This is a genomic window from Rothia aeria, assembly GCF_016726365.1.
Classification (GTDB): Bacteria; Actinomycetota; Actinomycetes; order Actinomycetales; family Micrococcaceae; genus Rothia; species Rothia aeria.
Map to the genome: position 1 here is coordinate 2,516,353 of NZ_CP068102.1, position 12,715 is coordinate 2,529,067.

The following is a 12,715-nucleotide window of genomic DNA, read 5'->3' on the forward strand; positions in this document are numbered from 1 at the left end:
TAATTCGATAGCCGGTAGGTTTAAGGAAAGTTAAAGCTGTCGAGTATACCGGTGGGTTGTGCATACTGTTAGACAAAAAACGGATTTATATGCATTAATGGCCGCCGGGGACTTCGTTGAGGTTGGTGCATTTCTTTTGAGCGGGAATCTGCTTCACCGCTGAACTCAGGCTGGTCAGTAGAGTAGATGAAGGTACCTTGTCAGCATCGAACGTCACCTCAATAGCCGGGGTACGGCCGTAGGTGGTAGCTGTCCACACTCCGCCCGACCGCTGAACATTGGAGGTCCTTACCGGGGCTGGGGTGCTCGTGCCAGCCTTTTGAGAAGCTGCGGGGGAGGCGCTGTTTGCTGGCGCCGTATTATGTGAGCTAGCGGTGGCACTGGCAGCTTTCGCAGGGTCTGATTCAGCATCTTGGGGGCGCAGAATCCAGTCAATACCGTTTACCTCAACACAGGGATCCGAGACAGGTTCGGAGACCGACACGCCGCACTTGAGAACAATTGTTGCGGGATCTCCCCAAGCCGTGGTGGCTTGTGCCGTGGTTTCCCGCTGGGGGAATCCGGTGAGGGTCTCTGGCATTGCCACTAGTGCGTATGCGCACACCGGGTTCGCGGCATCCGGCGCGGGCTCTAGACTGACTGTCCCGGCGCCACAGCCACTCAGAAAAAATATGCACCCACATGCAGTAAAAGACCTGCTGAGGGCGCGAAGGAGGCGGTGTGTGCGTGCGGGCTGAGATAGCTGTTTCACACCCTTCATTCTACCGTATTATCGGGTATTGACTAGGCTGTGTGGAGAAGGTTGAAGGGCAGGGAAGCTGCAGGAAATATTTTATGAGAACATGAACCTGAAGCTATGCCTTAATGTTTGAGTGGTTAAACTTACCTGTTATGATTTTGTTATAAAGCTTGTTACGGGAAGAAATTCCTGGGAATATTCGCTAATATTTAGAAGCACCCTTACTTTTGGGGCACATTCATGTTCACTCAAAAACATATAAGGATGACCTTTTGGGAAATAAAAACCACAAGGTGGTATCAGCTGGTGTAGCGACCGCCTTACTGACGGTCGGGGGACTCCCTGCCGCTGTGTCTCTGCCCGGGGCTGCACTAGTGCACACCCCGCAGCCTGTGCACCCCGCAGTCGCTCTCACTCAAGCACCAACTGATAATGCCACCGGAACTCCTAATAATGTGAATGCCGGTATGGAGGAGGTTCAGGCCCCGCCATCCTTTGCCCCTGCCCAACCTGCGGTTGCACAGACCGGTGAGCAGCCCGTTGCAGATGCCACGCCGAACGCGCAGGCAACCCCCGCGAAGAACACCCCCGCGGCTAATAATGCTACCCCCACGCCTGAAGCAGCTCAGCAGGCAACGCCTACTCCCACCCCGCAGGTAACTCCAACCCCGCAGCCTGCCGCTACGGGTGCGGCGGCTAACGATACTGGTGCAGCGGTTAATAATACTCCGACTCCTACACCGGATCAGCAGGCAACCCCTGCACCGCAGCAGCCTGCCCAGAATGCTACCCCGACCCCTGCCCCCGCTCAGGACGGTAATAATCAGGGTGGTAATGACCAGCAGGTAACCCCTGCTCCGGCACAGGATCAGACTCCTGCGCCTGCTCAGCAGAACCCGACCCCGGCTCCTACACCGACACCTGCCCCTCAGCAGCCGACGCCTACCCCTACGCCGGACCCCACCCCTACCCCTGAGGTACCGACTCCGAGCCCTGAGCAGAACCAGACTCCGGCTCCTACGCCAACGCCTGAGCCCACTCAGACTCCGGCTCCTACGCCAACGCCTGAGCCCACTCCAACCCCGGAGCCGACACCCACACCTGAGGTTCCCACGCCTAGCCCGGAAACTCCCGCGCCAGAGCCGACTCAGGATCCTGCCCCTACGCCTACGCCGGATCCCACCCCAACACCTGACCCGACACCCACTCCAGAGCCGACTCAGGATCCTACCCCTACGCCTACACCTGAGGAGCCCACGCCGGAACCCACCCCGGCCCCTGAGGTGCCGACTCCGACTCCGGATCCCACCCCAACACCTGACCCGACGCCTACGCCGGACCCGACACCCACTCCAGAGCCAGCACCGACGGATCCTGTGCCGACTCCGCCGGTGGATCCTACTCCGGTTCCGGACCCGACGGTTACTCCCGTGCCGACGCCTCCTGTCGTGGAGCCGACACCGGTTCCTGTCCCGGCACCAACCGCTGAGCCGGTCCCTGTTCCTGCACCCGCGCCTGCGCCGGAGCCGACTCCTGCGCCAGCGCCCAGCCCCAGCCCCGCGCCTGCGCCTAACACTCCGACCGAGGACCCTCGCGGTGAGCTGCTGCCGAACGGCGTTACCACCTTGGGGCGCATCGGGGCTAATAGTGGTTCCCAGGAGGCTATCCCCGGTGCGGCTGACTGGGTGGCCGGGTACCTGTCTCAGGGAGAGAACGGTGGCCTGCGGTTGACTCCGAGCGTGACGGGAACGGCTGATTCCCGGCCCACTGGTTCGACTCCTTCGAACACTTCGCGTTCATCCAGCAGCGGCAGCACTTCGGCTGAGCCGTCAAGTCAGCAGCCCTCAAAGTCGAACTCGTCAAGCTCCAATAACCAGGCGGCTGTTGATAACAGCAATAACTCAGGCCCCTATGGTGCGATCCCGCTGGTCGTCTTTAGCCTGTTAGCTATCGCCATTATTGGTTTCGCTATCCGTCACTTCTACCGCGTACGGTAGACGGGCATTATACTTACGTGAGCCTTCAAAAAAACGCGCGCACAATACGGGATTCTTCCCAACGGCAGGAACATCCTTTGCGGGATGCTACCGCTGCCGCCCTGGGAGAATCCCGTATTTTGCGTGCTTTTTTGCCCATTATTGAGAACCATAATGCTGCTGTAAAAGACCATCAGCACCAACAGGGCGCTGAGGATCCTTTGCTGGTGGGTCCCGGTGATGATTGCGCGGTTTTCGCCGGTAGCCCCACCCCCACGGTGCTCACCACCGATACCCTGGTGGAGGGCAAAGATTTTCTGGACCCGTGGCCCGCCGGGATATCTAGCGGAGGGTACGAGGTGGGGTATAAAGCGGCCACCCAGAACCTTGCAGATATTGCGGCTATGGGAGCAGAACCGGTAACCCTTGTTGTCTCATTGAGCATGCCTGCCCACACCACCTACGGGTGGGTGGAGGACTTCGCCCGGGGGATCACCGACAGTATCGTAGCCTGTGGGGCACATTCGTGTACTGTCAGCGGTGGCGATCTGGGAACCTCCAACGATATTACGGTGAGTATCACCGCGATGGGGAGGATGCACCCGGATACTCCCAAACCGGTGCTGCGTTCGGGCGCTCAAGCAGGAGACACCGTTGCTTTTGCTGGACAGGTGGGGTGGGCTGATGCCGGTTTACGGCTTCTGCTCCAATCCCACAACCCGTACCTTGCGGACATTATGGCCAAACAAACAACGGGTAAGCACCCGCGCTGCGATGACAAGGTGGTACAGCGCGCCCTAACAGCCCAGCTGCGGCCCACCTCGCCCGTACCCGCCGGTGTGCTCGCCGCACGGGCGGGGGCTACTGCCATGCTTGATGTTTCTGATGGACTTCTTAAAGATGCAGAGCGTATAGCATGTGCTTCTGCGGTAGATATTTCCTTATCAGCAGAGGCTATTGAGGCCCTGTCCAAGCCCCTGGTACCGCTGGCACAGGCAATCCTGCACGGGCAGCCGCGCAATGAGGACGCAGACAGTTACGTGAGCTTGGCACAGGAGTGCGTACTTGGTGGGGGAGAAGACCACGGACTGCTGGCATGTTTCCCTTCCGGGGCACTATTACCGGAGGGGTTTGTGGCTCTGGGGTCGTGCCTGGTTCCCGAAGGGCAGCAGCCGCGGGTGCTGCTGGGTCAGCGGCAGGCACAAGCACGCGGTTGGGAACACTATCAGCCCCTCTAACGCGAGCGCATCTAAACGTGCCGAGGGAGGGCCTAAACATGGCTGCGGGGCCGGGGCTTAGAATGGAGTGAGGTGCCTCAGCGTGTAAGGAGTGTTTGTGTTAGGTGATAACGCGCCTAAAACCGAGTTTACGTTCGGTATCGGTTGGGTAGACGCAGCGTGCGCACAAGCCCGGAAGTACCGTGACGGGTTGAATAGCCTGAATGCGTTCCCCGTACCGGATAAGGACACCGGGTCAAATCTGACCGTAACGCTCACCGCCCTCAAAGAAGCATTCGACGCAGAATATGAGGTGCTGCAGAAAGAACCCAAACCAGCGGATGCGGCGGCACTTAATCTGCGGATAGGCCAGTTATATGAGCGGGCTATTATGCAGGCTTACCGGTCAGCTAGGGGCAACTCGGGCACCCTGCTGTGTACCTGGGCTTTGGAAGCGGTACGGAGCTACTGGGGTTTACCGGGACACCTCACCGAGGATATGGACGAGTCGGAGGTAGCGCAGATTCCCGTGTTCTCGGCGTTACACCAACAGTATGAGGAAGCACCTGCCGCAGAGATACGTGAGAGCTCTTATCGTGAGGCGTTTGCTCTCAGCGCTGCGGCGCAACGGGTGCGTCAGAGCGTGCCCGATGCCTCGCTCATGCGCAGCACTATGGGGGCAGTAATGCTCGCAGTGGCGGACTATCGGTTCCACTACCGGCCCGGTAGTGAACTGCAGGATATGCTGAATCGCTCAGAGTACCGGCGCACTAGCGTGCTGCGGGCGTTGGAAGGAACCGCAGAGTATCCGCCCGCCCCGGAGCTGAAGGGGACGGTGGATGCGGGTGCCCTTGGGTTTTACCTGACGGTGGTGCACACGAACTCGCGGTGGCGTACCAGCAGGTTGGACGATGCCCAGATTGAGCGTATGCTGGTGCCGCCCGCTATGCCTTCACGTCACCTTCAGGAACGACGCGGAGATAGCACTGCTGCGAGCGCGCGAGTTCCCGAGTGGGAGCTGATGGGTACGGTGGATGCTGACCCTGTGGCGGTGGCGCAGATACGATCGGAACTTGAGCAGCTGGGCGATTCGCTATTGTTAACCCCGTTGGATGTTTCTGCGGGGATGTGGAGCCTGCATGTGCACGTGTTTTCGCTTGATGATGCTCGCGCAGCAATTGCCCGGCACGGTATGCTGCGTGAGGAGCGGGTGTCGTCTTTGCGTGAGGGGCCTGCTGATAGTGCGTGTGCCGCAGATTGAGCGGTGTGAGAATACGTGTGTTCGCGGTTCAGAGGCACGCCGCACCTGAATATATGTACTAATATGGTGTTATTTACCGTACAATTAATCTAATAATGCGCACGATGCCGGTATGACGCGGTGCGTGCCAGGTAAACGTGGGGTGGGGAAGGCCCTGGCCTGCGACTGTATGAGAGAGTGTGTGCAAGCTGAGGGGAGGGCAGGCGATGAACGCAGGGCACGGCACCGGTGAAGGTGCCTCCCCGAAACCTTCGACGTCTGCGCCCAGCCTGTTTGACGGGCTTGATTCGGGTGCGCTCTGGGGGGAGTTCGCCCGTAAACCTTCGCGCCCACGCAATGCTGCCGCTCAGCGTAAAGATACCCATGCTGACGGCGCAGCGGCCTCAACACGCGGGGACAAGTCGAATAAAAATGCGAGTCGGGGGAAGTCATCTGTTCAGCAGGAGACCGAGACGCAACAGGAAGCCGCGCACCACACAAAGGGCACCCGTAGGGGGAGTAAAACCACTCGCCCCCAACAAATCACAGAGCCAGACGCTAACCACCATGCTGCGGGGGATGTACCTGAGGGTGTGCTCGCAGATGCCGAAGTAGCTCATAACCCGCTGTTGACCGTGCAGGATTTAGCCGCATACGCGCGCCATGAAACTACTTTAGCGGCGCTCCAAGAAACAGTAGAACGCCGCCGCTCGCCACAGTATCAAGCGGCTCTTGCCTCACTCACAAAATCTTTAGGAGAAGCCGCTGGGGCAATGGATCCGGCGGAACTGTACGAACTGGTGGATATTGCTTTAGAGGCTCGCCCGCAACATGCTGAGAGGAACCCGGTGGCCCCCGCACCACAAGCGAAGGCAGTAAAGACACGGGCGAGGCAAAAGAATAATAAGCAGAAGGGCGGGGAGAAGCCCGTAGCCGCCCGCCAATCCGGCAGTTCAGGTGTCCCCGATACCGCTGCCCGGCGGGTCCGGGGAAAAGAGCAGCAGGCTGATTCTCGGGCGGCGGAGCAAGGAGCCGCCACCGCAAAACGTAAACCCGCCGCAAGTGAAACGAAGAGGAAGACATCCGGGAATACGCCCGTTGGTACCCCGACCGCAGAAGCACAGAAAACCATTAAGGGGAATAAAAATACAGAAAACGGGCAGGCGAAAAAACGTGCCCTCAACCGCTATAACACCGAAGACCGCATTGAGAACGCACCCTTAAAAAATTACCTTCCTGACTCGGCCGTGCGGGCCGTAAAAACCCATTTGGGGCTGGGGACAGTGGGGGAACTGCTGGAGTATTTCCCCCGTAAATACTTACCGCGCGGTGAACTCAGCTCGTTTGCCGAGCTGGTCGAGGGGCAGGAAGTCACAATTATTGCTCGGGTGCTGAATGTGAGTACTCGTACCATGGCGGCACGCCGAGGGCGTATTACTGAGGTCACTATTACCGATACTCTCGCTGGCGGCGAGCCGGGCGGAGCCACAGGGCGTTATGCCGCCGTAAACGGACGGGCGCATCAGCCCAGCCGCCTGTCGTACGGGGGCACCAACCCGCGTGTGGCGGGGCTTGCCGCCAACGGTGCCTCATACTCGGGGTACGCGGATTCTTACGGGCAGTCTCAAAGTCTTTTTGGTGTTCCTGCGGGTTCCTCACCCGTAGGGTCAACGATGAAACTCTCGTTCTTTAATGCATGGACCGCCGCACGTGATATCCACGAAGGCGACCACGTGATGTTCTCGGGTAAAGTCGGTACCTATCGTGGTGAATACACCCTCACAAACCCGCACTATGCGGTGCTTTCCGAGAGTGATGAGGCGGTGGATGCCGCCCAAGAGAAAGCGGGTGCCCCTATTCCCGTGTACCGTGCCCCGGCGAAACTGCCTACCGACCGGATTGCTTCCTACATTACCCAGCTCTTAGAAGCTGTGCCGTTGAAAGAACTGGAAGACCCCGTGCCGTTCAAACTACGGCGTGCCCGTAAAATTCCTTCGCTGGAGTGGACCTACCGTGCTTTGCACACACCGGATAGTGAAGCCACCCAGTACGCAGCGCAGCAGCAGATGCGTTACCGTGAGGCGTTCGTACTTCAGGTTGCGTTGGCCAGGCTGCAGGCTGCCCGTGCTGCTCACAGCACTGTTGCCCGTGCTGCTGTACCGGGCGGGCTGGCGGATCGCCTGCTGGAGGTTCTTCCCTATCAGCTCACCGCCGGACAGCAGGCTGTGGGGGAGCAGATCGCCGCCGATCTTGGCGGTTCTTCGCCAATGAACCGCCTATTACAGGGTGATGTTGGTTCCGGTAAAACCGTGGTGGCCCTGCGGGCCATGCTTCAGGTAGCTGATACCGGCGGACAATCTGCCATGCTGGCCCCTACCGAGGTGCTGGCTGAACAGCATCTGCGGTCTGTACTTGATGTTTTAGGGGCTATGGCTGATACCGGAACAATCCCCGGCATTGATACCCCCGATACGGCCACGGATCACACCGGTGACGGGCCTCAGGTTCGGGTACGGCTTTTAACGGCCTCCATGTCTGCTAAACGTAAAAAAAAGGTACTGGCCGAACTTGCAGACGGTACCGCCCAGATTGTGATTGGTACGCATGCGCTGCTTTCTGAAGGAGTCGAGTTCAACGATCTAGGTTTAGTGGTGGTGGATGAGCAGCACCGTTTCGGTGTGGAACAGCGTGATGGCCTGCGCGGTCCCCACGGGGAATTGCCGCATCGGCTGGTGATGACAGCCACCCCCATACCGCGTACCGTGGCGATGACCGTTTTCGGTGATTTGGATGTGTCGGTATTGGACCAGCTGCCTGCCGGGCGGCAGAAGATTTCTACGCATGTAGTTCCCTTAGCTGAAAAACCGGGGTGGGCTTCCCGCCTGTGGAGCCGAGCTCGGGAGGAGATTGACGCTGGACACCAGGTGTATGTGGTGGTGCCCAAAATCGGTGAGGACGGTGATGACACCGAAGAAGGGGTGCAGCTATTTGGCGATGGCGGGCGTGAAGAAGCTAAAAGCTCGGATGGAAAGATCAGGTTGACATCGGTCACAGCCATGAACGCCTACCTGCAAGATGTCCCGGCGCTTTCGGGAGTGCGCATCGGTACCCTGCACGGGCGGATGGACGCTGCCGAGAAAACCCGCGTGATGACTGCATTTGAGCGGGCAGAGATTGACCTTCTTATTAGCACCACCGTCATTGAGGTGGGCGTGAACGTGCCAAATGCTACGCTCATGATTATTATGGATGCCGACCGCTTTGGTATTTCGGGGCTGCATCAGCTGCGCGGCCGTGTGGGGCGCGGCGGGGCGGCAGGCACCTGCCTGCTGGTGACCCGTCAGGAAGCAGACGGTATTTCTCGTGAACGCCTTGACGCGGTGGCGGGCACTACGGACGGTTTTGAACTGTCCCGCATCGACCTGCAGCAGCGGCGTGAAGGCGATATTCTGGGGGCCGCACAGTCGGGACGTAAAAGCACATTAAAATTCCTGCGTGCGCTTACAGATGCGAAAATTATTGAGCGCGCCCGTGAAGATGCACGGGGTATTGTGGCAGATGATCCGACGCTGGCAAAGCACCCGAATCTGGCGCGTACTATTGACCGCGCCTTGGATGCTGACCGCGAGGCGTTTTTAGGCAGGGGATAGATGCATCTGCCGCACCGGTGAGGGAAGGGACTGAAGGGAAGATGAGCCGCATTATTGCGGGGGCTGCGGGCGGCTTACGCCTTGCCTCTGTGCCGGGTGATACTACTCGCCCGACGACCGACAGGGTGAAAGAGTCACTATTTTCTAAGCTGGAAAGCTACGGGGTGCTTGAGGGTGCGCGTGTGCTTGATGTGTATGGCGGCTCGGGGGCGTTAGGCTGTGAAGCCGCGTCGCGGGGTGCCGCCTCTGTTGAGATTGTCGATAAGTACCCGAAGGCGGTGCGAACCATACAGCGCAACGTGGATGCGGTGGTGCGGGCGTGCTCTGTGAGTGGGCTGAACCCGCAGGTGAAGGTGCGGCATTCAAGCGCGCGCACCTACCTGTCGGGGGCTTTAGACGTGTGGGATATTGTGTTCGTGGACCCTCCGTATGCGCTGCCGAATGAGCAGGTGGTGGAGGATCTGCAGCAGATCGCCCCTCACCTCGCCGAGGGCGCCATTGTGGTGGTGGAGCGTTCCGCACGTGATAGTGAGCCGGTATGGCCCAAGAGCGTGCGCCGGTTTGCAGCCAAGAATCACGGGGAGACGGCAGTGTATTATCTTGAACCAGATGCCGCAGAGCTGAGTGCAGAGCCTGTGCTGGGTATAGCTGAGAAGGAGAACTAGATGCTGGTGATTTGCCCCGGGTCATTTGATCCTGTTCATAATGGGCACCTTGAGATTATTGCGCGTGCCGCTTCGCTTTTCGATGAGGTAGTGGTGGGTGTTGCCCATAACCATTCGAAGAAGTACCTTTTTAGCCTTCAGGAACGCGTGCGGCTGGTCACGGATTCTTTAGCGGAACTTGGTATTGAAGGGGTGGGCGTTGAGATTATCCCAACCGGGGTGCTCTTGGCGGAGTACGCGGCTCAACGTGGCGCCAGCGCCTTAGTGAAGGGTCTGCGCTCGGGCACGGATTATGGGTATGAGGCCCCGATGGCGAGTATGAACCGGCGTTTATCGAAGGTAGAGACCGTTTTCTTGGCGGGAGAAGACCGCTACGGTGGGGTATCATCCACGATTATTCGTGAGGTTGCCTCGTTAGGAGGGGATGTGCGCCCGTTTGTTCCGCAGGTAGTAGCCCACGCTCTTGTGCAGCGGCATTAATATACCTGTGGTAATGGACCCGCAAGAGGCATAATGACAGCGATCCGGGGTGGGTTCATTCTGTTGAGGTGCGCTTGCGGGATGGTCTAAACGCCTAGACACGCCCGAGATCGTATGGTTAAGGTCTCATAAACAGTGTGTTATCTTGCATTGTGCTTGCGCACGCTATAGACTGAGATTTTGGTTTATACATTTCATAAGGAGATACGTCATTTCACGTAAAGACTCGTCTGAGCTGGTGCTCTCGGTGACTAACCTGATGCATCGCCCGGGCACTTCGGAAACATTTGCCGAGGTTGTTCCCGCACCAGCTGATTTAGGAAATGCGCTTATTGGCGTTCCTGAGGGTACCGATATTGATATGAACGTTCGGTTAGAGTCTGTGGTAGATGGTATTCTAGTTACCGGCGACGCCGTTGTGGATGTACACGGCGAGTGTAGCCTGTGTCTGGATCCGATTGATTATGAAATGTCGGCCGACATTCAAGAGCTTTTCGTGTTCGAGAAGGCCCCTGAGGGCGGCCCCGAAGACGAAGTGGATGAGCAGTACGCCGTTGAGGGAGAAACGCTTGACCTCGAACCGGCACTGCGGGACGCAGTGATCCTTCAGCTGCCGTTCCAGCCCGTATGCAGGGAAACATGCCAGGGTCTGTGCTCCGAGTGCGGAGCGCGCCTGGAGGAGAACCCAGGGCATCATCACGAGGCGTTAGACCCGCGCTGGTCGGCCCTGCAGGGGCTGCTTGGCACGGGTACCGAAAACTAAATTGTTATTACTAGAGATTGTGAGATAGCTGTGGCTGTTCCCAAGCGCAAAATGTCCCGCGCTAACACCCGCGCACGCCGTTCCCAGTGGAAGGCCTCTGTGCCCCCGCTGGTAAAGACCATCGAGAACGGTCGTGTGACCTACAGCCTGCCGCACCGGGCTAAGGTTGTCACCGATGCTGCGGGTAACGCCCTGTTCCTGGAGTACAAGGGCCGCAAGGTCGCCGACGCATAAATTACAGTTGGCTACCAATGAATAACGTTCCTAGTGCATCTGACGCTAGGGAGTTGCAGAAACGTCTCGGCGTCACTATTGACGCCGAGACGTTTCTGCGCTCCCTAACGCACCGTTCCTATGCTTTTGAGAATCCCGGAGTCGCCCATAATGAGCGCCTGGAATTTCTGGGAGATTCGGTGCTTTCGCTCGCTATCGCAGAGGAGGTGTTTCGCCGCTACCCGGATATGCCGGAAGGGGAACTGGTGAAACGGCATCACGTGGTGGTGTCCACCGTGGCGCTGGCAAAAGTTGCCCGTGAGCTGAGGCTGGGGCCGCATATCCGTTTGGGCAAGGGGGAGCGGCTGACCGGCGGTGCCGATAAAGACTCAATCCTTGCCGATACGATGGAAGCTATTTTCGGTGCAACCTACATGACCCTTGGCAGGGAAGCCGCCCGGGAGCTTGTGCTGCGCTTAATTGCGCCGCTATTGGATGATGAGGCCGTGCTGAATTCCGGGCGTGACTGGAAGACCGATCTGCAGGAGCTGGTGGCTTCCAGGGCCTGGGGCGAGGTCCGGTATGAGGTGAGCGGCGAAGGGCCAGACCACGCACGCCACTACACGGCCAAAGCCGTGGTTGCCGGGCAAGTCGCCGGAACCGGTGAAGGCACCAGCAAGAAAGAAGCGGAACGCCTGGCGGCCGAGGCAGCCTACCGGGTGCTGCTGTGACCCCGGGCTGACGGTGCCTGTTTGCGGTTCATATGAGGCAGTAAGGAGGGCACAGTGCCTGAACTTCCCGAGGTTGAGACCGTCCGTGAGGGTGTTCAGACCCACGCCGCGGGCCGGGTCATTGAGCGTGTGCGTATTCTGGATGCACGTTCTACTCGCCGCCATGTACCGGGCACAGCAGATTTTGCCGCCCGCCTGGAAGGAACCCGCATTCACGGGGTGTATCGGCGCGGCAAATACATGTGGCTCACGCTCGCAGCCACCGGCAGGGGCGGATGCGCCTCCGGCGAGCTACTGCCGTATGCGCTGGTCATACACCTGGGAATGAGCGGGCAGCTGCTGGTAAAAACCCCAGATTTTGCACCCGAGAAGCACCTCAAAATCGTCCTTGAACTTGAACCTGCCGATGGCGAGAGTACCGGTCAAACCACCGAATTACGGTTTGTTGATCAGCGTATCTTTGGCGGCATGTTCCTCTCGGATGTAGTGTCTGACATTCCTGTGAGTGCTTCGCTGTCCGGGGCAGAAGAAATACCGGAAGAGTTTTTGGTGCCGCAGGCCGTACAGCATATTGGGCGTGACCCTGTAGACCCGTATTTTGATCTGTCGCTGATACGGGCGAAGATGCTCCGCACCGCCAGCGGCATTAAACGCCTGCTGCTAGATCAGTCCGTGGTATCCGGTATCGGGAATATTTATGCAGATGAGGCGCTGTGGCGGGCCAGGATTCACTACGCCAAACCATCCCGCACGCTTAGCGCCGCACAGACCCGGGAACTATTCGCCGCTGTGCAGCAGGTACTTACTGAAGCGCTCCGCGTCGGGGGTACCAGCTTCGATGCCCTGTATGTGAACGTCAACGGGCAGTCCGGCTATTTTGATCGGTCGCTGAACGCCTACGGGCGCGCCGGTGAGCCGTGCCGCCGCTGCCTGGATGAGGGACGCACCAGCATTATCGTGCGTGAACCGTTTATGAACCGCTCCTCATACCGGTGCCCCCACTGCCAACGTACCCCGCGCGGGCTTGACCGGACGTAATGA

General features: G+C 58.9%; 11 protein-coding genes. 10 read left to right on the forward strand and 1 reads right to left on the reverse strand.

All coding sequences use genetic code 11. The features are described from left to right. Positions 1–94: 94 nt before the first annotated feature. Entirely contained in the window at positions 95–580 is a 486-nt protein-coding gene (locus I6I94_RS11055; protein WP_236588874.1) for a DUF3515 domain-containing protein, read from the reverse strand. A gap of 431 nt (positions 581–1,011) precedes the next feature. Between I6I94_RS11055 and I6I94_RS11060 the strand changes: the two genes are divergently transcribed. The 10 genes from I6I94_RS11060 to mutM all read left to right on the forward strand — a co-directional run bounded on the left by I6I94_RS11060 (position 1,012) and on the right by mutM (position 12,712). Further along, the gene (locus I6I94_RS11060; protein ID WP_172425628.1) at positions 1,012–2,736 is read left to right on the forward strand and encodes a hypothetical protein; all 1,725 of its coding nucleotides are present in this window, start codon (positions 1,012–1,014) and stop codon (positions 2,734–2,736) included. A gap of 17 nt (positions 2,737–2,753) precedes the next feature. Then, on the forward strand, positions 2,754–3,953 hold the full coding sequence (locus I6I94_RS11065) for a thiamine-phosphate kinase (RefSeq protein ID WP_128087881.1): 1,200 nt from the start codon (positions 2,754–2,756) through the stop codon (positions 3,951–3,953). A gap of 97 nt (positions 3,954–4,050) precedes the next feature. After that, positions 4,051–5,193, forward strand: a complete 1,143-nt coding sequence (locus I6I94_RS11070) for a DAK2 domain-containing protein (RefSeq protein WP_128087880.1) — start codon at positions 4,051–4,053, stop codon at positions 5,191–5,193. 206 nt (positions 5,194–5,399) lie between these two features. Next, positions 5,400–8,822: an ATP-dependent DNA helicase RecG gene (locus I6I94_RS11075; RefSeq protein WP_201620713.1), complete on the forward strand. Its 3,423-nt coding sequence runs from the start codon at positions 5,400–5,402 to the stop codon at positions 8,820–8,822. A 41-nt stretch (positions 8,823–8,863) separates the two neighbouring features. Then, entirely contained in the window at positions 8,864–9,487 is a 624-nt protein-coding gene (gene rsmD / locus I6I94_RS11080; protein WP_201620714.1) for a 16S rRNA (guanine(966)-N(2))-methyltransferase RsmD, read from the forward strand. Beyond that, a complete protein-coding gene (gene coaD, locus I6I94_RS11085) occupies positions 9,488–9,967 on the forward strand; it encodes a pantetheine-phosphate adenylyltransferase (RefSeq protein WP_023134706.1) in 480 nt (159 codons plus the stop codon). It begins immediately after the preceding gene. Positions 9,968–10,226: 259 nt separating this feature from the next. Continuing rightward, positions 10,227–10,730 carry a YceD family protein gene (locus tag I6I94_RS11090; protein ID WP_023134707.1) on the forward strand — a complete coding sequence of 168 codons (504 nt, stop codon included), beginning with the start codon at positions 10,227–10,229 and terminating at the stop codon, positions 10,728–10,730. A 30-nt stretch (positions 10,731–10,760) separates the two neighbouring features. Next, a complete protein-coding gene (gene rpmF / locus I6I94_RS11095) occupies positions 10,761–10,964 on the forward strand; it encodes a 50S ribosomal protein L32 (protein ID WP_006887962.1) in 204 nt (67 codons plus the stop codon). Between the two features lie 17 nt (positions 10,965–10,981). Next, entirely contained in the window at positions 10,982–11,674 is a 693-nt protein-coding gene (gene rnc / locus I6I94_RS11100) for a ribonuclease III (RefSeq protein WP_006887990.1), read from the forward strand. A 54-nt stretch (positions 11,675–11,728) separates the two neighbouring features. Next, on the forward strand, positions 11,729–12,712 hold the full coding sequence (mutM, locus tag I6I94_RS11105; protein ID WP_128087878.1) for a bifunctional DNA-formamidopyrimidine glycosylase/DNA-(apurinic or apyrimidinic site) lyase: 984 nt from the start codon (positions 11,729–11,731) through the stop codon (positions 12,710–12,712). Positions 12,713–12,715 lie beyond the last annotated feature (3 nt).